This window comes from Spongiactinospora sp. TRM90649, assembly GCF_029382225.1.
Classification (GTDB): Bacteria; Actinomycetota; Actinomycetes; order Streptosporangiales; family Streptosporangiaceae; genus Spongiactinospora.
This window is the reverse complement of sequence record NZ_JARLTC010000004.1, coordinates 47,563-67,014: the sequence shown is the minus strand read 5'-3', so window position 1 is coordinate 67,014 and position 19,452 is coordinate 47,563. Positions and strand designations below refer to the sequence as shown.

The window sequence follows — 19,452 nt, the reverse complement described above, 5'->3', positions numbered from 1 at the left end:
CAACCGTGTCTGCCGTGGCGCAACTTCGCATCACCCTCGCCGGAACCGAGCGAGTGGTGGCGGCGGGCACGACGTACGGCGCGGCCCTGGAGGCCGACGGCATCAGGGTCATCGCCGCCCGCGCCGACGGCGAGCTGAAGGACCTCGCCGCCGAGGTCGCCGACGGCGAGGCCATCGAGCCGGTCGCCATCGACAGCACCGACGGCCGGGCGATCCTGCGCCACTCCACCGCCCACGTCATGGCCCAGGCGGTGCAGGAGCTGTTCCCCGAGGCCAGGCTGGGCATCGGCCCGCCCGTCGAGAACGGCTTCTACTACGACTTCGACGTGCCGCAGCCGTTCACCCCCGACGACCTCAAGCGCGTCGAGAAGCGGATGCGCGAGATCGTCAAGCAGGGGCAGCGCTTCGCGCGCCGTCCGGTCGGCGACGACGAGGCCCGCGAGGAGCTGGCGGGCGAGCCGTACAAGCTGGAGCTGATCGGGCTCAAGGGCGGCGCGGCCGAGGCCGGTGAGGGCGCGAGCGTCGAGGTCGGCGCGGGCGGGCTCACCATCTATGACAACCTCGACGCCAAGTCCGGCGAACTGCGCTGGAAGGACCTCTGCCGGGGCCCGCACCTGCCCACCACCCGGGTCATCCCGGCCTTCAAGCTGATGCGCACCGGCGGCGCCTACTGGCGGGGCAGCGAGAAGAACCCGCAGTTGCAGCGCATCTACGGCACCGCCTGGGAATCGCGCGAGGCACAGGACTCCTACCTGACCATGCTGGCCGAGGCCGAGAAGCGCGACCACCGCAAGCTCGGCACCGAGCTCGACCTCTTCAGCTTCCCGTCCGAGATCGGCGGCGGGCTGGCCGTCTGGCATCCCAAGGGCGGCCGGGTGCGCCGGGTGATGGAGGAGTACTCCCGGGTGCGCCACGAGGAGGCCGGCTACGAGTTCGTGGTCAGCCCGCACCTCACCAAGTCCTCGCTCTTCGAGACCTCCGGTCACCTGGAGTGGTACGCCGACGGCATGTACCCGCCCATGGAGATGGAGGGCGCCAAGTACTACCCGAAGCCGATGAACTGCCCGTTCCACATCACGATCTTCAAGGCGCGCGGGCGGTCGTATCGGGAGCTGCCGCTGCGGATGTTCGAGCTGGGCACCGTCTACCGCTTCGAGAAGTCCGGCGTGCTGCACGGCCTGACCCGGGCGCGCGGCTTCACCCAGGACGACGCGCACATCTTCGTCACCCCCGACCAGCTCGCCGACGAGCTGGCCTCGCTGCTGCAGTTCGTCATCGACCTGCTGCGCGACTACGGCCTGACCGAGTTCGAGGCGGAGCTGGCCACCCGGCCGGAGAAGTTCGTCGGCGACCCCGCCGAGTGGGACGACGCGACGGCGGCGCTGCACCACGCGCTGGACAAGTCCGGCGTGCCGTACGTGGTGGCCGAGGGGGAGGGCGCGTTCTACGCCCCGAAGATCGACGTGCACATCCGCGACGCCATCGGCCGCCGCTGGCAGCTCTCCACCCTCCAGGTCGACTTCCAGCTCCCGCAGCGCTTCGACATGGAGTACCAGGCCGCCGACGGCACCCGCAGGCGTCCCTACATGATCCACCGCGCGCTGTTCGGCTCGGTGGAGCGCTTCTTCGCGATCCTGCTGGAGCACTACGCGGGCGCCATGCCGCCGTGGCTGGCCCCCGTCCAGGTGGTCGGCATCCCGATCGCCGATGCCCACGTGCCGCACCTGAAGGCGGTCGCCGAGCGGCTCGCCGAGCGCGGCATCAGGGTCGAGGTCGACGAGGGCGACGAGCGGATGCAGAAGAAGATCCGTAACGCGCAGAAGGCCAAGGTGCCCTTCATGCTGCTGGCCGGTGACGACGACGTCACGGCGGGAGCGGTGTCCTTCCGCTACCGCAGCGGCGAGCAGAAGAACGGGGTACCCGTCGCCGATGCCGTCGAGGAGATCGTCGACGCCGTCGCGCGCCGAGTCCAGGTCTGACCCACCGCCCCGCGCCTGCCCCGCCACGCCCTATGCTGCATGGCATGCACGACAGCGACCCGATCGAGCAGGCAGGCGCGGGCGACCCGGACAACTTCCAGCGGCTGTGGACCCCGCACCGGATGGCCTACATCAAGGGTGAGAACAAGCCCGCCGGAAGCGGCCCTGACGACGGCTGCCCGTTCTGCGAGATCCCCAAGCTGGACGACGCCGAAGGGCTGATCGTCGCCCGGGGCGCCGCGGTCTACGCCGTGCTCAACCTCTACCCGTACAACTCCGGGCATCTGATGGTGTGCCCGTACCGCCACGTCTCCGACTACGCCGACCTCGACGCGGCGGAGACCGCCGAGCTGTCGGCGTTCACCCAGCGCGCGCTGGGCGCGCTGCGCAGGGCCGGCGGCGCGCAGGGCTTCAACGTCGGGATGAACCTCGGTGCCGTGGCGGGCGCGGGCATCGCCGCCCACCTGCACCAGCACGTGGTGCCCCGATGGGGCGGCGACACCAACTTCATGCCGGTGGTCGGGCACACCAGGGTGCTGCCCCAACTGCTCGCCGACACCCGGGAACTGCTCGCCCAGGCGTGGCATTCGGACGAAGACACCGCCTGACTCCCTCGTCCGGCCGGGGCGATGTCACATTCCGGGGCGGCGGGTTGTCCGCACCGGCATGAGAACGATTCTGGTGACGGGAGCGACCGGACGCCTGGGCACCGCCCTGCTCGACGCCTTCCCCCGCGACGGCCTGACCGTGCGCGCGATGAGCCGCCGCCCGCGCTCCTCGGCCGGTGCCGAATGGCGCACGGCCGACCTGACCACGGGGGAGGGGGTGGCGCCGGCCGTGGCGGGCGCGGACACCATCGTGCACCTCGCCTCCGCCCCCTACAAGGGCCGCTACACCGGCCGGGTGGAACTGGACGGCACGCGGCGGCTGCTGGCCGCCGCCCGCGAGTGCGGGGTCCGGCACCTGGTCTACCTCTCGATCGTCGGTGTGGACCGCGTCCCGTGGGGCTACTTCCGCACCAAGGTCATGGCGGAGGAACTGGTCAGGCAGGGCGGGGTGCCCTGGACGATCATGCGCGTGACGCAGTTCCACGAGTTCGTGGACCAGGCGCTGCGCGGCATGGCCCGGCTGCCCTTCCTGCTCGCCGACCCCGGCATCACCGCCCAGCCGGTCGACGTCCGCGACGTCGCGGGCGCCCTGCTGTCGCTCGTCGCGGACGGACCGGCCGGGGAGATCCGGGAGTACGGCGGGCCGGAGGTGCTCGACGTGGACACCACGCTCGGCGCATGGCGGCGGGCCCGTGGCGTCAGGCGGCCGGTGCTGCGCGTGCGCCTGCCGGGACGCCTGGGCCGCGCCTTCCGGGCCGGGCACCTGACCACGGGCGCCCGGCCGTCCGGCACGATCACCTGGGCGGACTACCTGGCGGGCTCAGGCGGGGCCGGGCGTGGGCACGGAGGCCGGTAGCACCGGGTCGGACGAGGGGCTGCGCCCCGCGCCGGGCAGCGCGGAGATCCCGGCCGCCAGCACCAGCGGCACGGCCAGCGCCAGCGCCATGGAGAGCACCGCCGCGCCCGAGTCGTTGACCAGCATGCCGACGACCCCGCTGACCAGGGTGCCGACCAGACCGGCGCGCAGGGCGGGGGAGTGCTCGAAGGCGGCGGTGACCACGCCCGCGCTGGCCTGGCCCGGGTTGCGGACCGCGTAGACCAGGAAGGCGGCGGCGCCGATCAGGATCGGCATCAGGATCGGGTTGGCCAGGGTGCCGATCATCGCCGCCAGCTTGCGCAGGATCACCTCGACGGCCTCGCCGCTGACCACCTGCCCGACGAACCTGCCCAGGTGGGTCTGCGCGGCGGGCGGGCGCAGGGAGTCCAGGAAGGCGATGGCCATCACCACGACGCCGCCCGCCACGCAGAACGCGCCCAGCTTGACCGGCGAGACCCGCCTGCCCGCGATCATGAGGGCGGTCACCGCGATGCCCGGCAGGAAGGCGATCACGCCGCCGAAGTCGCTGCCGATGCCCGGCCAGCCGCCGAGGATCATCGCCACGCCGCCCAGCGCGAGCACGGCGGCCACCGCCGCCGCGCGCATGCCCCTGCTCAGCAGGTGGTGGGCGACCACGGTGGAGGTGAGCAGGATGCCCGTGGCCAGCAGCGCGAACGGGATGTTGCCCAGGCCGTAGTAACGCGATCCGACGACCGAGGTGTAGCCCATCACGCTGTTGAGCTGCAGGGTGGTGCCGGTGAGCAGGTCGGCGGCCAGCGCCAGCCCGGTGACTCCGGCCACCACGGCGAGCGGGCCCAGCGGGGCGCGCCGCCAGGGCCCGGCCAGCGCCACCGCGGTGATCAGCAGGGCGATCGCGACGATGACGCCGACGTGCGCGGCGAGCGGGTTCGACGCGCCGCCCCAGGGCGCCAGGTTGACCAGCAGGCTGGCGACCGGGACCGACGACAGCGCGAGCGCGGCCACGCGGACCCTGACCAGCGCCCGCCTGCGCCGCATCAGCAGGAACGCCACCAGGTAGAACACGAGTTGCAGCACGGCCAGGCCGAAGAAGAACCCGGTCAGGGTGTTCCTGATGGTCTGCCCGGCCGCGTCGTCGGCCTCGAACGCGGCGGCGGCGTCGGCTACCGGGCCGGTCGTGCCCGTGCCGGGCGTCAGCGGCGTGCCGACCACGTTGGCCGGGGGCGCGACCCCGGCGGCGTGCAGCAGCGTGGCGGTGATGTCCGGGATGATCGTGACATCGGCCAGGTGAGTCGAGGAGCTGCCCAGCGTACGGCCCGCGGCCTGCGGCGCGCGCAGCATGGCGGCCCGCAGGTGCGGGATCGACCCGTGGTCGGCCAGGCCCGCGACCAGCACGGTGGCGGCCGGCGGGAGCGCGGCCAGCACCGTGCCCACCTTGGCGTCGGCCTGGCGGACGGCGGCGGCGCGGTCGCCCGCCGAGAGCGGCTCGGCCACCCTCGCGATAGACCCTCCCGCCAGGTACGCGCGGGCCAGGTCGTCCACGTCGGCGGCCACGATCGGGCAGCGGGCCAGCGCGGCGGCGGTGAGGCCGTCGGCGGAGGGCAGGTAGACGCCGACCGCGCCGGAGCGGTCGGCCAGGGCCAGCGCGCCGCCCGGCCCGATCGCGGTGGCGCACCGCCCGGCCGCGCGCAGCGCCTCGCCCAGGGCGCCCGCGTGCCGCTGGCCCGCGACGTGGTGCAGATAGCCGTAGTCGGGGATCACCGCGCCCGCTCCGCGCGCCTCCGGGACCGGCGGCAGGCCGCAGCGGTAGCCGACCGCCGAGCGGACCCCGGCCGAGACCGTCAGCCATCCGTCGTAGGGGCAGGTGACGGGGCCCACGGTGCGGATGGACATGGTGCCCAGCGCGCTCTGGCCCGCCAGACGCCAAAGATTGGGGGTCTCTCGCGCGCTGAGATCCTCCCAGCGCAGCCCGGGGACGCCGATCAGGGCAACGACCGGGCCCTGCGCGCCGTGCTCCGCCAGCGACGGCACAGGACCGCCGGACGCCCACGCGGCGCCCGGCACCCCCAGCACGGTGAGCAACGCCACCACCGCGAGCATCGTCCGCCTCACCAGAATTTCCCCCTGACCCTCTGTACGCCTGCCGGGGCCCGCCCCACGGCACCCTGACGCTGACGGGCACCGTAGGGGAGCCGGGGGCCGCGCGTCCAGGATTCGCGAGATTCCGGGACGGAGCCGGGTCAGATCTTGATCCGGGCCGCCGCCGATTCGTTGTTCAGGCGGTCGAGGGCGGTGACCAGATAGGTGCCCGGCTTGGCCGCGGCGACGCTCTGCCCGCCGGAGACTACGGCGACCAGGTTGCGGGCGTCGGCGGTGGCGCAGCGGCCGGGCTCGCCGTCCACGCGGTACACCGCGTAGGAGCGGGCGCCCTCGGACGCCTTCCAGGTCAGCGTGCCCCCGGAGACGCGCAGGTCGGCCGGCTTGGGCGGGGCCTGGCCGCCGAGGTCCTTGATCAGCGGCAGCAGCGCGGGCCGCTTGTAGTGCTCCTTGACCAGGCGGTCGACCACGCCGAGCGGGTTGGCGAGCAGCGACTTGGCGCTGAAGTAGACGTCGCCGCGGATCTGCTTCAGCCCCTCGTTGAGCGTGAGGTGGGCGGGCAGTTCGCCGGGCTTGCGCCAGGGGCCCGCGGTGCCGACCTGGTAGAGGGCCTGGCCGATGTAGAGCTGCACCCCGGTGCCCTTGACCTCGTTGGCCCACCACGGGGCGAGCACCGAGTAGTCGGCGTTGGCCTGGCCGCGCGGCCAGTAGAGCTGCGGGATGATGTAGTCGACGGTGCCCTTCTTGATCCAGTGGCGCGAGTCGGCGTAGATCTGGTCGTAGGCCGACATGCCGTTGGTGCGCGAGCCGGTGGGGTCTTGCGACTTGTTGCGCCAGATGCCGAACGGGCTGATGCCGAACTTCACCTCGGGCCGGGTCTCGTGGACGGCCTCGTCCACCTCGGCGACCAGCTTGTTGACGTTGTCGCGCCGCCAGGCGGCCAGGCTCTTGCCGCCGCCGTACTCGCGGAAGGCGGCCTGGTCGGCGAACCGGCCGCCCTGGCCGGGATAGGGGTAGAAGTAGTCGTCGAAGTGCGCGCCGTCCACGTCGTAGCGCTTGACGACGTCCTTCACCACCTTGACCACGTGTTCGCGCACCTGCGGCAGGCCCGGGTTGTAGTACAGGCGGTTGTCGTACTTGACCACCCAGTCGGGATGCCGCCTGGCGGGGTGCGAGGCGGGCAGCTTGCTCGCGTCGCCGTCGTAGGCGGCGCGGTAGGGGTTGAACCAGGCGTGGAACTCCAGGCCGCGCTTGTGCGCCTCGCTGATCAGGAAGGGCAGCGGGTCCCAGCCGGGGTCCTTGCCCTCGGTGCCGGTCAGGAACTTCGACCACGGCTCGTAGGGCGACTTGTAGATGGCGTCGGAGGCGGGGCGCACCTGCACGAACACCGCGTTGAACCGGCGCTTGGCCGCGGCGTCGAGGATGCGTGTGTACTCCGCGCGCTGCCGCTGCGGCGAGAGGGTCGCCTTGGATGGCCAGTCGAGGTTGTTGACGGTGGCGATCCACAGGCCGCGCATCTGGCGCTTGGGATAGGCGGGATCGACCTCGCAAACGGGCGCGCCGCTCGCGGTGCTGAGCGGCCGTGTCTCCTGCCCGGCCTTACCGGGCTCGGCGGCGCTCCGGGCCTGGCCCGTCCGCGGCTTGCGCTGGTCGGCCTCGGCGTCGGGGCCGAACACGTAGGCGGTGGCGGTCGCCGCCACGGCGATGGCCGCGGCCGCGAGCAGCGCCTTTCGCATGGCGCTCGTCTCCTGGTTACCGGTGCGCATGGTTCCTCAGTCTTACATCGCGGGCGGCATGCTCTGACCGGAAAACAGAAATCGTTTCGTGATGCTTGCGTGATGAAGGGCCCCTGAGGGGCGGCGTCCGGGGGACGCCGCCCGCCAGAGGCCGGTCTCAGGCGTCGTTGTGGGCGGCGACCTTGCCGGCCAGGTGCGACGGCAGCGGCTCGTAGCGCAGGAAGGCGCGGTGGAAGGTGCCCGTGCCGTGCGACATCGAGCGCAGGTCGATCGCGTATCGGGTGATCTCCAGTTCGGGCACCTCGGCCCGGACGAGCGTACGGCCGGTGCCGACGGGCTCGGTGCCGAGCACCCGGCCGCGCCGCGAGGAGAGGTCCGACATCACGGAACCCACGTAGTCGTCGCCGACCAGCACCGCGAGTTCGTCCACCGGTTCCAGCAGCAGCGTGGCCACCTTGCTCGCGGCCTCCTTCAGCGCCAGCGACCCGGCGATCTGGAAGGCCATGTCGGAGGAGTCGACCGAGTGCGCCTTGCCGTCGTAGAGCGTGACCCGGACGTCGACCATCGGGTATCCGGCGAGCACGCCCCGCTCCATCTGGGCGCGCACCCCCTTCTCCACCGACGGGATGAACTGGCGGGGCACGACCCCGCCGACGATCTTGTCCACGAACTCGAACCCGCCGCCGGACGGCAGCGGCTCGACCTCCAGATGGCAGATGGCGTACTGCCCGTGCCCGCCGGTCTGCTTGACGTTGCGGCCCATGGCCTGGCACTTGCCGCCGAAGGTCTCGCGCAGCGGCACCCGCAGATCGACCCGCTCCACCTCCACGCCGTAGCGCTTGGCCAGGCGGTCGAGCAGGACGTCGGCGTGCGCCTCGCCCATGCACCACAGCACGAGCTGGCGGGTCTCGGCGTTGTTCTCCAGCCGGACCGTGGGGTCTTCGGCGACCAGCCGTCCCAGGGCCTGGCCGAGCTTGTCCTCGTCGGCCTTGGACTTGGCGCGGATGGCCACCGGCAGCAGCGGGTCGGGCATGGTCCACGCCTTCATCAGCAGCGGCCGGTCCTTGTCGGACAGCGTGTCGCCGGTCTCGGCGCGCGACAGCTTGGCCACGGCGACGATGTCGCCCGCGACGCACTTGGCCGCGGGCCGCTGGGTCTTGCCGAGCGGCGAGGACAGCGTGCCGATCCGCTCGTCCACGTCGTGGTCCTCGTGGCCGCGGTCGGCCAGCCCGTGGCCTGACACGTGCACGGTCATGTCGGGCCGCAGCGTGCCGGAGAAGACCCGCACCAGGCTGATCCGGCCCACGTAGGGGTCGCTGGTGGTCTTGACCACCTCGGCGACCAGCGGGCCGGCGGGGTCACACGAGACGTCGGCGACCGGCCGGCCGTCGATCGTGGTGATCTCGGGCAGCGGGTGTTCGAGCGGGGAGGGGAAGCCCTGGGTGATGAGCTCCAGCACCTCGATGGAGCCGATGCCGGCGCCGGTGGGGAGCACGGGATAGAAGCCGCCCCTGGCCACCGCCTTCTCCAGGTCGTCGACCAGGACCTTGGCGTCGATCTCCTCGCCCGACAGGTAGCGGTCCATCAGCGATTCGTCCTCGGACTCCTGGATGATCCCCTCGATGAGCATGCCTCGGTACTGCTCGATCGTGTCCAGGAGGTCGCCCTCGGGGTCGCGCTCGGTGCGCCGGCCGCCCGAGTAGTCGAAGAAGCGCTGTGACAGCAGGCCGACCAGGCCGCCGTCGTGCGGCAGGTAAAGCGGCGCCACGCCGTCGCCGAAAGCGTCCTGGCAGGAGGTGAGCACCTCGTCGAAGTCGGCCCGCTGGTGGTCGATCTTGGTGATCACCACGGCCCTGGGCATGCCGACCGACGCGCACTCCTCCCAGAGCATCTTGGTGAGGCCGTCCACGCCCTCGGCGGCGGAGACCACGAACAGCGCGGCGTCGGCGGCGCGCAGCCCGGCCCGCAGGTCGCCCACGAAGTCGGCGTAGCCGGGGGTGTCCAGCAGGTTGATCTTGATTCCGTTGTGCACGAGCGGGGCCAGGGTCAGGTTGACCGAGCGCTGCTGGCGCACCTCGACCTCGTCGAAGTCGCTGACGGTGGTGCCGTCCTCCACACGCCCGGCGCGCTGTACGGTGCCCGTAGCGGCCAGCAGGGATTCGGTCAGGGTGGTCTTCCCCGCTCCCGAATGGCCGACCAGCACCACGTTTCTCACCAGGTCAGGCAGGTCGGCCGCCGGTGCCCTGCCCGCGGCTCCCGTGGTCGCGCCGGCCGTCTTGTCAGCCATGTCGCCTCCAGCGTCGTCTCGTCCACCCACGGCGCACGGCCGCGGTCGGCTCCGCCACCGTGTCCTGACGCGTGCCGTTGTGCCGAGCTTGCGGGGTCACCGACAAGACGCGGTGTGTTCACCAAACACCCGATGTGGCGAATCTCACAAGGGGGAGAGGGTAAAGTGCTCGGCTCGCACACGTTCCAGGGCGGTCCTCTCCACGGGTGTCCTACGATCGGACCGCGATGCTGAAACTCCTGCGTCCCGCCGTCACCCGAGTCCTGACCCCGCTGGGCAGGGCGCTGGCCCGTCATGGGGTCAGCCCGAACACGGTGACCGTCATCGGCACCCTCGGCACGGCGGCGGCGGCACTGTTCTTCTTCCCGCGCGGCCAGCTCCTCGCAGGCACGCTGGTGATCACCTTCTTCGTGCTCGCCGACCTGCTCGACGGCGTGCTGGCGAGGCTGACCGGCACCGGGGGCACCTGGGGCGCCTTCCTCGACTCCACCCTCGACCGGCTGGGCGACGCCTCGATCTTCGCGGGCCTGCTCTTCTGGTTCGTGCTCGACGACCAGCTCGTCCTGGCGGGCGTGGCGCTGTTCTGCCTGGTCGCGGGCGCGCTGGTGTCCTACGCCAAGGCCCGCGCCGAGGGCCTGGGCCTGACCTGCGACGTCGGGCTGGTGGAGCGGCCGGAGCGGCTGCTGATCGTGCTGGTCGCGGCGGGACTCGACGGGTTCGGCGTACCGTACATTCTGGGCGTGGGACTTTGGCTGCTCGCGGTGGCCAGCGTGGTGACCGTCGGGCAGCGCGTGCTGCACGTCCACCGCCAGATCGGCGCCGCGGCCGTGCCCGCGGGCCCAGCCCCCGACCGGGAGACCGATGACCGCACCGATGACCGCCAAGCCTGACAAGCCGACGACGGCCCAGCGCCTTGTGTCCGCCGGGTTCGCCGCCGGGTGGGCCGTGGTCCCCCGGCTGCCCGAGAGGCTGACGGCCGCCGCCTTCCGTGTGGCCGCCGACCAGGTGTGGCGCCGCCGGGGCAAGGGCGTGCGCCGCCTGGAGTCCAACCTGGCCAGGGTGACCGGCCTGCGCGCCGACAGCCCCGAGATGCGCGAGTTGAGCAAAGCCGGGATGCGCTCCTACCTGCGCTACTTCCACGAGGTCTTCCGGCTGCCCGCGATGGACCGCGACGAGGTCGTCGCCCGCAGCCACACGATCGGCCTGGAGCACGTCCAGGAGGCGGTCAAGGCCGGTCGCGGCGCGGTGCTGGCGCTGCCGCACATGGGCAACTGGGACCAGGCGGGCGCGTGGCTGGCCGGTGTCGGGCACCCGTTCACGACCGTCGCGGAGCGCCTGCGGCCCGAGTCGCTGTACCGCCGTTACGTGAGCTTCCGCGAGGGCCTGGGCATGGAGGTGCTGCCGCTGACCGGCGGCGACGGCCTCAGCTACGCCACGCTGGCGCAGCGGGTGCGCAAGGGCGGGGTGGTGTGCCTGCCCGCCGAGCGCGACCTCACGGCCAAGGGGATCGAGGTCGACTTCTACGGGGCGCGCACCCGGGTGCCCGCGGGGCCGCCGCTGCTCGCCGTACAGACCCGATGCGCCCTGCTGCCGGTGATCCTGTGGTTCGAGGGCGACGACTGGGGGATCCACATCCATCCGGAGATCCCGGTCCCGGAGGAGGGCACCCGCCAGGAGAAGATCGCCGTCGTCGCGCAGGGACTGATGGACGTCTTCGAGAAGGGCATCGCCGAGCATCCGCAGGACTGGCACATGCTGCAGCGGCTGTGGCTGGACGACCTGGAGCCCCGGCGTGGATGACCGAACATGAGGATCGGCCTGGTCTGTCCCTACGCGTGGGACGTCCCCGGCGGGGTGATGGCGCACATCCGCGACCTCGCGGAGGCGCTGATGGCCGACGGCCACCACGTCTCGGTGATCGCGCCCGCCTCCGACGACGCCGACCTGCCGCCCTACGTGGTCTCGGCGGGCCGCGCGATGCCGGTGCCCTACAACGGGTCGGTGGCGCGGATGGCCTTCGGGTTCCTGTCGGCCGCCCGCGTGCGGCGCTGGGTCCGCGAGGGCGGCTTCGACGTGCTGCACATCCACGAGCCGCTGGTGCCCAGCCTGGGCGTGCTGGCCTGCTGGGCGGCCAAGGGCCCGATCGTGGCCACGTTCCACGCCTCGTGGGTCCGCTCGCGGGCGATCGCGGTGGCCGAGCCGATGCTGCGCAGCGCACTGGAGAAGCTGAGCGGGCGCATCGCGGTCTCCGACGCCGCGCGCAAGAGCCTGGTCGAGCAGTTCGGCGGCGACACGGTGCTGATCCCCAATGGCGTGACGGTGAGCCGCTACACCGAGGGGGAGCCCCTGCCTGGCTGGGGTCCGGACGGTGACACGCTGGGCTTCCTCGGCCGGATGGACGAGCCGCGCAAGGGCCTGCCGATCCTGCTGGAGGCGTTCGCCCTGCTGGCCCCGAGCCGTCCGGGGCTGCGCCTGCTGATCGCCGGTCCCGGCGACGCGGGCGACGTCTACCAGCGGGTGCCCGCCGGGCTGCACGACCGGGTCACCCTGCTCGGCATGGTCAGCGAGGAGGAGAAGGTGCGCGCCTACCACTCGGTCGACGTCTTCTGCGCGCCCAACACCGGGGGCGAGAGCTTCGGCATCGTCCTGGCCGAGGCCATGTCGGCCGGGGCCACGGTGCTGGCCAGCGACATCCCCGCCTTCCGCCGCGTGCTCGGCGAGGGCGAGGCGGGCGCGCTGTTCACCAACGGCGACGCGCGCTCGCTGGCGGAGGAGGCGGGGCGGCTGCTCGACGACCCCGAGCGCAGGACGCGCCTGTCCGACGAGGCGCGGCGCGCGGTGCGCAAGTACGACTGGTCCACGGTGGCCCGTGACGTGGTCCGGGTGTACGAGACGGTCACCCAGCATCAGCCCGGCGTCGAAGAGGACCGGTCGAGCGCCTCATGACCAGCACGATCGTCGTCCTGATCGCCGGTGTCCTGCTCGTGCTCACCGGCGTCTACATCTCCTGGCGGGCGGGTCGCCTGGACCGCCTGCACATCCGCCTGGAACTGGCCTGGGAGGCGCTCGACGCGGCCCTGGTGCGCCGCGCCGCGGTCTGCCTGGAGCTGGCCGCCTCGCGGCTCCTCGACCCGGCCACCTCCCTGGTGCTCGCCTCGGCGGCGCACGAGGCCCGCACGGCGGGCCCCGAGGAGCGCGAGCACGCCGAGAGCGACCTGTCCGGTACCCTGCGCGCGGCGGTGGACCAGGAGCGCTTCAGGGAGAAGCTGGGCGAGAGCGCCGGGGGCGTCGTGCTGCTGGAGGAGCTGGACGAGGCGGTGGCCAAGGTCGTCTACGCGCGCCGGTTCTACAACAACGCGGCGGGCGTCACGCGGACGGCCCAGCGCCGGTGGCTGGCCCGCACCCTGCGGCTGGCGGGCCGCACCGAGTTCCCCAGTTTCTTCGAGATCGATGACACCCCGCCCTCGTCCATGGCCGCCGAGTAACAGATCATCGCCGGTTATCGGGAAAAGTGGGGTCTGTTGACCTTCGTTACCCTATTTTGAGCTGGCTCTTAGATGACATCGGTAAGCTCGTCCCCGATTCACGGCAAAAGCGGAGGGGATGACACGTGCGGGCATTTCGGGTGATGACGGTCACGCTGGCCGGGGTGGCCGTCCTGGCTCCGGTCGCGGCCTGCTCGTCGGGCAGCGGCGGGGGCACACCGAGCGCCCCGCAGGCGGCGACCTCCGAGGCCGCCACTCCCACACCGACCCCCCAGCCCGAGCACCCCTTCACCGGCAGGCCCACCGCCGCGCGCAAGCCGGTGCTGGCCGTGAAGATCGAGAACACCGCGGCGGGCAAGCCGCAGATCGGCGTGAGCAGCGCCGACATCGTCTACGTCGAGCAGGTCGAGGGCGGCCTGACCCGGCTGATGGCGATCTTCTCCTCCAAGCTGCCGGCCAAGGTCGGGCCGGTCCGCTCGGCCCGGATCTCCGACCTGCACATCCTGCCGCAGTTCGGCAAGCCCGCCCTGGCCTACTCGGGCGTCCAGACCAAGATGATCCCGTTCGTGCAGGAGGCGTCGCTGTTCGACGTCTCCGACAGCGCGGCCGGATCGGCCTACAACCGCGAGCCCGGCAGGTCCGCGCCGTACAACCTGGTGGCCAACCCCCGCCAGTTGCTCCGCCAGGCGCCGAAGGCGACCAAGGCGGACGACGTCGGGTACACATTCGCCGACGAGGCCCCGGAAGGGGGCGCCGAGCGCAAGGCGTTCAAGGTCCGCTATCCGGCGGCCACCTTCGACTTCCGCTGGGACGACGCGCAGAAGCGCTGGCTGATCTGGCAGGACGGCAAGAAGGACATGGGCGCGGAGGGCCGTCAGCTCGGGGCGCCGACCGTCGTGGTGCAGTACGCCAAGACCACCCGCTCCCAGTTCCACGACTTCACCGGCAGCTACACGCCGCTGATCCAGACCACGGGCAAGGGCCGGGCGGTGGTCCTGCGCGACGGCAAGGCCTACAAGGCCCGCTGGTCGCGCGAGGCGGAGGAGAAGGGGACCACCTTCACCACGGAGGCCGGTGAGCCCCTGCCGTTCGCCAGGGGCCAGGTCTGGGTGGTCATCGCCGCCCCGAAGCCGGTTCAGCCCTGAGAGCAACTATCCTGGAAGTGATGAATACGCCCGCCGTCGTGAGGTATGCACCCGTGTCGAGCAGCAGTCCCGAAGTAACCGAAACCTCCTCAACCGGAACCGCCCGGGTCAAGCGCGGCATGGCCGAGATGCTCAAGGGCGGCGTGATCATGGACGTCGTCACCGCCGAGCAGGCCAAGATCGCCGAGGACGCCGGAGCGGTCGCGGTCATGGCTCTGGAGCGGGTTCCCGCCGACATCCGCGCCCAGGGCGGCGTGTCGCGCATGAGCGACCCCGACATGATCGAGGGCATCATCGGCGCGGTCTCCATCCCGGTCATGGCCAAGGCCCGCATCGGTCACTTCGTCGAAGCCCAGGTGCTGCAGGCGCTCGGGGTCGACTACGTGGACGAGTCCGAGGTCCTCACCCCCGCCGACTACGCCAACCACATCGACAAGTGGAAGTTCACCGTGCCCTTCGTGTGCGGTGCGACCAACCTGGGCGAGGCGCTGCGCCGGATCACCGAGGGCGCGGCGATGATCCGCTCCAAGGGCGAGGCCGGCACCGGAGACGTCTCCAACGCCACCATGCACATGCGGCGCATCCGGGGCGAGATCCGCCGGCTGGCCGGTCTGGCCGAGGACGAGCTGTACGTCGCCGCCAAGGAACTACAGGCGCCGTTCGAGCTGGTGGCCGAGGTCGCCAAGCTCGGCAAGCTGCCGGTCGTGCTGTTCACCGCGGGCGGCATCGCCACCCCGGCCGACGCCGCGATGATGATGCAGCTCGGCGCGGAGGGCGTGTTCGTCGGCTCGGGCATCTTCAAGTCCGGCGACCCGGCCAAGCGCGCCGCGGCGATCGTGAAGGCCACCACCTTCCACGACGACCCCGACGTGCTCGCCAAGGTCTCGCGCGGGCTGGGCGAGGCCATGGTCGGCATCAACGTGGACGAAATCCCGCAGCCGCACCGGCTCGCCGAGCGCGGCTGGTAGGCGGCGGCCCACGAATCCGGCGGATCCCAGGCGGTTCCGCCGGATTTCGTTGTTCAGGGGTAATGGAACGTTACAAGTCGTTCGGGTCGGACTCTTGAACAAGTTAACGTTGGGTCAAATTGGGTCAGCGGCCACCGTAATGGAACCTCCCGGACATCGGCCTTCGTCAAGCTGCGGTCGTCCCGAAGCTTGATCGCTTCCTCCGATCGTTCGTGGAGGTCCCCTCATGTCCCCACTCAGCAGGCGATCCTTCATCGTGACCGGGCTCGCCGCGGGCGCCGTCGCGGGCGTGCCCGCCGCGGCCTCGGCCGACCCGACCCCCGACGAGATCGCGGGAACCGCCGCGGCCGCGGGAGAGCTCCGCTCCGATCCGTTCACCCTCGGCGTCGCCTCCGGCGACCCCGCCGACGACGGCTTCGTCATCTGGACCCGGCTGGCCCCGCAGCCCCTGGCCGAGGACGGCGCGGGCGGGATGCCCGGCCGTCCGGTGCCCGTGCAGTGGCAGGTCGCCACCGACGCGCGCTTCCGCAAGGTCGTACGGCAGGGCACCGCCGTCGCCAGGCCGGAATGGGGCCACAGTGTCCACGTCGAACTGGACGGCCTGCTGTCGGACCGCGACTACTGGTACCGCTTCCGGACCGGCCGCCACCTCTCGGGAGTGGGCCGCGCGCGCACCTCGCCCCACCCGCTGTCCTACGGCCCCGGCCTGACCATGGCGTTCGTCTCCTGCGCGCAGTACGAGCACGGCTACTTCACCGCCTACCGGCGGCTCGCCGAGGAGAACCCGGACCTGATCCTGCACCTCGGCGACTACCAGTACGAGTACCGGCGCGACACCTACACCATCCCCGGCGGCAACATCCGCCACCACGAAGGCCCAGAGACCGAGACGCTGGCCAACTACCGCCAGCGCCACGCCCAGTACAAGGCGGACCCTGACCTGCAGGCCGCGCACGCGGCCGCCCCCTGGGCGGTGGTCTGGGACGACCACGAGCTGGACAACAACTGGGCCGACGAGGTCCCCGAGCGGCCCGACGTCCCGCAGCCGAACTTCCTGGCCAGGCGGGAGGCCGCCTTCCGCGCCTACTACGAGAACATGCCGCTGCGCCGCACGTCGGTCCCCAAGGGCATCGACATGCAGCTCTACCGGCGGATCCGCTGGGGACGGCTGGCCACCTTCCACATGCTCGACACCCGGCAGTACCGCGACGACCAGGGCTGCGGCGACGGCTACCGGGACTGCCCGGAGTCGGTGGACCCCAACCGCACCATCACCGGCGCCGAGCAGGAGGAATGGCTGCTGCGCGGCTTCCGCCTGTCCAGGTCCCGCTGGGACGTCCTGGGACAGCAGGTCTTCTTCGCCCAGCGCGACAACAACGCCGGTCCGCTCAAGGTGACCAGCCAGGACGCCTGGGACGGCTACGTCGCCTCCCGTGAGCGGATCACCAGGGGCTGGGTGGACGCCGGAGTGCGCAACGCGGTGGTGCTCACCGGCGACGTGCACGCGCACTGGGCCAGCGACCTGAAGCTCGACTACGACGACCCCACGTCGGCGACCGTGGGCTCCGAGCTGGTCACCAGCTCGATCAGCACGGGCGGCGACGGAGCCGACTCCGACCCGGCGACCCACCCGTTCCTCACCATCAACCCGCACCTGCGGTTCTTCAACAACCAGCGCGGCTACGTGCTCACCAGGATCGGCCAGGACCGGATCGACGCCGACTTCCGGGTACTGCCCGCGGTGACCACGCCGGACTCCCCGCTGCACACCAGAGCGAGCTTCGCCATCGAGGACCGTGTTCCGGGAGTGCACCAGACGTTCCTGCGCCCCGCGGACCCGTCGGCCCGCAGGCAGGTCGGCGACCCGATCCAGGAGACCGTGGACCGCGAGACCAGGCGTCCCTGAACCTCTGCCCCCTCGTAACGGGCGGCGGCCGGAAGGCCGCCGCCCGTTCTCCCGGCTAATACTTAGCCAGGCTAAGTTAGACTGGCTAAGTATGACGTCCACCGACCCCGCCGACAGCGCGGAGCTGGCCGTGCGACTGTCCCGCGAGCTGCGCCACCTGGTGATGCTGCTGCGCAGGGCCGCCGCCGGGCAGCCGGTCACGAGCCAGCAGTACGCGGTCCTCGGCTCCCTGGAGGCGGGCCCGCGACGGATGACCGACCTGGCGGAGGAGCACGGGGTCCAGCTCCCCACCATGACGGTCCAGATAAACCGCCTGGAGGACCCCGGCCTGGTGATACGGGGCGGCGACCCCGCCGACGCGAGGGTCCGCACCGTCGAACTGACCGACGGGGGCCGTGCCCGCCTGTCGGCGGTTCGCCGGGCCAGGCACGACTATCTCGCCGGGCGGCTCCAGGAGCTGACCCCGGACGAGCGCGCGGCCATCGCCGCGGCGCTGCCCGCGCTGGCCGCGCTCGTAAGGAGAACATGACAACCGGGAACACGAGCATCCCGCGCCAGCCCGTCGCCGTGTGGGCCGGGGCCTTCGCGGCCGTCGTCGCCTTCATGGGCATCGCCTGGTGGACCCGATCCTGCCCTCCATCGCGCAGGGCCTGTCGGCCTCGCCGAGCGAGGTGTCGCCGCTGTTCACCGGCTACTTCCTGATGACGGCGGTGGCCATGCCGATCACCGGCTGGGTGTCCAACCGGATCGGCGGCAAGCGCACCCTGCTGCTCGGGCTGGCGCTGGTCGTGGTCTTCGCCGCGCTGGCGGGCATCCCGATCGGGCCGTGCAACACCGTCTTCACCGAGGGCGCGCAGGCGTCACCTGAGCGCCCTGGCCAGGGTGGACGCGGGCCACACGGCGCACGATGCGCCGGCCACGGTGTGATCTGGGAAGATTGACGGCGGCTGCGACGTTTAGCCGAGGATGTTCCAGACGATCCCGAAGGATGTTCCGTGACCAACGCGCCCATCATCGGTGTGCTCGCCCTGCAGGGAGACGTGAGGGAGCACCTGCGCGCGCTCTCCGCGGCGGGCGCCGAGGTCCGTGCCGTACGGCGGGCCGGGGAGCTCGACGCCGTCCACGGGCTGGTGATCCCCGGCGGCGAGTCCACGACCATGTGGAAACTGGCCGACGCCTTCGAAATGCTCGACCCGCTCAAGGCGCGGATCAAGGAGGGCATGCCCGCCTACGGCTCCTGCGCCGGCATGATCATGCTGGCCGACCGCATCGAGGACGGCATCGCAGGTCAGCAGACCATCGGCGGCATCGACATGGTGGTGCGCCGCAACGCCTTCGGCCGGCAGGTCGACTCCTTCGAGTCCGACATCGACTTCGCCGGAGGCGGGATCCTGCGTGCCGTCTTCATCCGGGCGCCCTGGGTCGAGACGCTCGGCGGCGACGTCGAGGTGCTGGGCCGCACCCGCCCGGGGGATAGGATCGTCGCGGTCCGTCAGGGCCCGCTGCTCGCGACGTCCTTCCATCCTGAGCTGACCGGTGACGGCCGCGTGCACGCGTACTTTGTCGAGATGGTTCGTAGAGACGGTAGGGAGCGCTAGGGCGATGTCCGGCCACTCCAAATGGGCGACGACCAAGCACAAGAAGGCCGCGCTCGATGCCAAGCGCGGCAAGCTGTTCGCCAAGCTCATCAAGAACATCGAGGTGGCGGCGAGAACCGGTGGTCCCGACCCAGACGGAAACCCCACCCTTTTCGACGCCATCCAGAAGGCCAGGAAGAACTCCGTCCCGCTGGACAACATCGAGCGGGCCAGGAAGCGCGGCGGCGGCCTTGAGGCCGGCGGCGCCGACTGGCAGACGATCATGTACGAGGGCTACGCGCCCGGCGGCGTCGCCGTGCTCGTGGAGTGCCTCACCGACAACCGCAACCGCGCGGCCTCGGAGGTGCGCGTCGCGGTCACCCGCAACGGCGGCTCCATGGCCGACCCCGGCTCGGTGTCCTACATGTTCAACCGCAAGGGTGTCGTGATCGTGCCCAAGGCCGGCGAGCTGTCCGAGGACGACGTGCTGACGGCGGTGCTCGACGCGGGCGCCGAGGAGGTCAACGACCTCGGCGAGTCCTTCGAGGTGGTGTCCGAGGCGGGCGACCTGGTCGAGGTCCGCAAGTCCCTGCAGGGGGCCGGAATCGACTACGAGTCGGCCGAGGCCTCGTTCCTGCCCTCGGTGAGCGTCGCGCTCGACGAGGACGGCGCGCGCAAGGTGTTCCGCCTGCTGGAGGCACTGGAGGACAGCGACGACGTGCAGAACGTCTGGGCCAACTTCGACGTCTCCGACGACGTGATGGCCAAACTCGACTAAAACGGTTCGCCGGAACGCGCGGTGAATGCG

General features: G+C 71.6%; 17 protein-coding genes. 14 read left to right on the top strand and 3 right to left on the bottom strand.

Translation table 11 applies throughout. The features are described from left to right. Window positions 1-5: 5 nt before the first annotated feature. From thrS to P3X83_RS05260, 3 genes are read left to right on the top strand one after another with little or no spacing between them, the layout of a single operon-like run. The gene (gene thrS, locus P3X83_RS05270) at window positions 6-1,979 is read left to right on the top strand and encodes a threonine--tRNA ligase (RefSeq protein WP_277303710.1); all 1,974 of its coding nucleotides are present in this window, start codon (window positions 6-8) and stop codon (window positions 1,977-1,979) included. Window positions 1,980-2,023: 44 nt separating this feature from the next. Beyond that, window positions 2,024-2,587, top strand: a complete 564-nt coding sequence (locus P3X83_RS05265; RefSeq protein ID WP_277303709.1) for an HIT domain-containing protein — start codon at window positions 2,024-2,026, stop codon at window positions 2,585-2,587. Window positions 2,588-2,645: 58 nt separating this feature from the next. Further along, entirely contained in the window at window positions 2,646-3,443 is a 798-nt protein-coding gene (locus tag P3X83_RS05260; RefSeq protein WP_277303708.1) for an NAD(P)H-binding protein, read from the top strand. On the opposite strand, the gene P3X83_RS05255 is transcribed toward P3X83_RS05260, so the two are convergent. The 3 genes from P3X83_RS05255 to P3X83_RS05245 form a co-directional block, all read right to left on the bottom strand. After that, window positions 3,408-5,555, bottom strand: coding sequence for a hypothetical protein (locus tag P3X83_RS05255; RefSeq protein ID WP_277303707.1), 2,148 nt, complete (start codon window positions 5,553-5,555; stop codon window positions 3,408-3,410). The genes P3X83_RS05260 and P3X83_RS05255 overlap by 36 nt on opposite strands. Before the next feature lie 128 nt (window positions 5,556-5,683). Next, window positions 5,684-7,306: a family 10 glycosylhydrolase gene (locus P3X83_RS05250; protein WP_277303706.1), complete on the bottom strand. Its 1,623-nt coding sequence runs from the start codon at window positions 7,304-7,306 to the stop codon at window positions 5,684-5,686. 127 nt (window positions 7,307-7,433) lie between these two features. Then, window positions 7,434-9,563, bottom strand: coding sequence for an elongation factor G-like protein EF-G2 (locus P3X83_RS05245; protein ID WP_277303705.1), 2,130 nt, complete (start codon window positions 9,561-9,563; stop codon window positions 7,434-7,436). A gap of 227 nt (window positions 9,564-9,790) precedes the next feature. Here P3X83_RS05245 and pgsA point away from each other — a divergent pair, with 227 nt between their 5' ends. The 11 genes from pgsA (at window position 9,791) to P3X83_RS05190 (ending at window position 19,422) form a co-directional block, all read left to right on the top strand. Then, the gene (pgsA, locus tag P3X83_RS05240) at window positions 9,791-10,453 is read left to right on the top strand and encodes a phosphatidylinositol phosphate synthase (protein WP_277303704.1); all 663 of its coding nucleotides are present in this window, start codon (window positions 9,791-9,793) and stop codon (window positions 10,451-10,453) included. After that, complete coding sequence (locus P3X83_RS05235; protein ID WP_277303703.1) at window positions 10,425-11,363, top strand: phosphatidylinositol mannoside acyltransferase; 939 nt, start codon at window positions 10,425-10,427, stop codon at window positions 11,361-11,363. Before pgsA ends, P3X83_RS05235 begins: the two co-directional genes overlap by 29 nt. A gap of 6 nt (window positions 11,364-11,369) precedes the next feature. Continuing rightward, entirely contained in the window at window positions 11,370-12,509 is a 1,140-nt protein-coding gene (locus tag P3X83_RS05230; protein ID WP_277303702.1) for a glycosyltransferase family 4 protein, read from the top strand. Continuing rightward, the gene (locus P3X83_RS05225; protein ID WP_277303701.1) at window positions 12,506-13,048 is read left to right on the top strand and encodes a hypothetical protein; all 543 of its coding nucleotides are present in this window, start codon (window positions 12,506-12,508) and stop codon (window positions 13,046-13,048) included. Before P3X83_RS05230 ends, P3X83_RS05225 begins: the two co-directional genes overlap by 4 nt. A gap of 125 nt (window positions 13,049-13,173) precedes the next feature. Then, entirely contained in the window at window positions 13,174-14,193 is a 1,020-nt protein-coding gene (locus tag P3X83_RS05220) for a DUF3048 domain-containing protein (protein ID WP_277303700.1), read from the top strand. A gap of 20 nt (window positions 14,194-14,213) precedes the next feature. Continuing rightward, complete coding sequence (pdxS, locus tag P3X83_RS05215; protein ID WP_277303699.1) at window positions 14,214-15,161, top strand: pyridoxal 5'-phosphate synthase lyase subunit PdxS; 948 nt, start codon at window positions 14,214-14,216, stop codon at window positions 15,159-15,161. A 226-nt stretch (window positions 15,162-15,387) separates the two neighbouring features. Continuing rightward, entirely contained in the window at window positions 15,388-17,067 is a 1,680-nt protein-coding gene (locus P3X83_RS05210; protein ID WP_277303698.1) for an alkaline phosphatase D family protein, read from the top strand. A 91-nt stretch (window positions 17,068-17,158) separates the two neighbouring features. Continuing rightward, entirely contained in the window at window positions 17,159-17,596 is a 438-nt protein-coding gene (locus tag P3X83_RS05205) for a MarR family transcriptional regulator (protein WP_277303697.1), read from the top strand. Window positions 17,597-17,684: 88 nt separating this feature from the next. Next, window positions 17,685-18,008, top strand: a complete 324-nt coding sequence (locus P3X83_RS05200; RefSeq protein WP_277303696.1) for an MFS transporter — start codon at window positions 17,685-17,687, stop codon at window positions 18,006-18,008. A gap of 54 nt (window positions 18,009-18,062) precedes the next feature. After that, window positions 18,063-18,665: a pyridoxal 5'-phosphate synthase glutaminase subunit PdxT gene (gene pdxT / locus P3X83_RS05195; RefSeq protein WP_277303695.1), complete on the top strand. Its 603-nt coding sequence runs from the start codon at window positions 18,063-18,065 to the stop codon at window positions 18,663-18,665. Between the two features lie 4 nt (window positions 18,666-18,669). After that, window positions 18,670-19,422: a YebC/PmpR family DNA-binding transcriptional regulator gene (locus P3X83_RS05190; protein WP_277303694.1), complete on the top strand. Its 753-nt coding sequence runs from the start codon at window positions 18,670-18,672 to the stop codon at window positions 19,420-19,422. Window positions 19,423-19,452 lie beyond the last annotated feature (30 nt).

Excerpts from the sequence above, each read along its gene's own strand:
- P3X83_RS05230 (WP_277303702.1), top strand. The coding sequence starts at position 11,370 with ATGAGGATCGGCCTGGTCTGTCCCTACGCGTGGGACGTCCCCGGCGGG.
- P3X83_RS05235 (WP_277303703.1), top strand. The coding sequence starts at position 10,425 with ATGACCGCACCGATGACCGCCAAGCCTGACAAGCCGACGACGGCCCAG.
- P3X83_RS05260 (WP_277303708.1), top strand. The coding sequence starts at position 2,646 with ATGAGAACGATTCTGGTGACGGGAGCGACCGGACGCCTGGGCACCGCC.
- pdxS (WP_277303699.1), top strand. The coding sequence starts at position 14,214 with ATGAATACGCCCGCCGTCGTGAGGTATGCACCCGTGTCGAGCAGCAGT.
- P3X83_RS05210 (WP_277303698.1), top strand. The coding sequence starts at position 15,388 with ATGTCCCCACTCAGCAGGCGATCCTTCATCGTGACCGGGCTCGCCGCG.
- P3X83_RS05190 (WP_277303694.1), top strand. The coding sequence starts at position 18,670 with ATGTCCGGCCACTCCAAATGGGCGACGACCAAGCACAAGAAGGCCGCG.
- pgsA (WP_277303704.1), top strand. The coding sequence starts at position 9,791 with ATGCTGAAACTCCTGCGTCCCGCCGTCACCCGAGTCCTGACCCCGCTG.
- P3X83_RS05205 (WP_277303697.1), top strand. The coding sequence starts at position 17,159 with ATGACGTCCACCGACCCCGCCGACAGCGCGGAGCTGGCCGTGCGACTG.
- P3X83_RS05265 (WP_277303709.1), top strand. The coding sequence starts at position 2,024 with ATGCACGACAGCGACCCGATCGAGCAGGCAGGCGCGGGCGACCCGGAC.
- P3X83_RS05250 (WP_277303706.1), bottom strand. The coding sequence starts at position 7,306 with ATGCGCACCGGTAACCAGGAGACGAGCGCCATGCGAAAGGCGCTGCTC.
- P3X83_RS05245 (WP_277303705.1), bottom strand. The coding sequence starts at position 9,563 with ATGGCTGACAAGACGGCCGGCGCGACCACGGGAGCCGCGGGCAGGGCA.
- P3X83_RS05225 (WP_277303701.1), top strand. The coding sequence starts at position 12,506 with ATGACCAGCACGATCGTCGTCCTGATCGCCGGTGTCCTGCTCGTGCTC.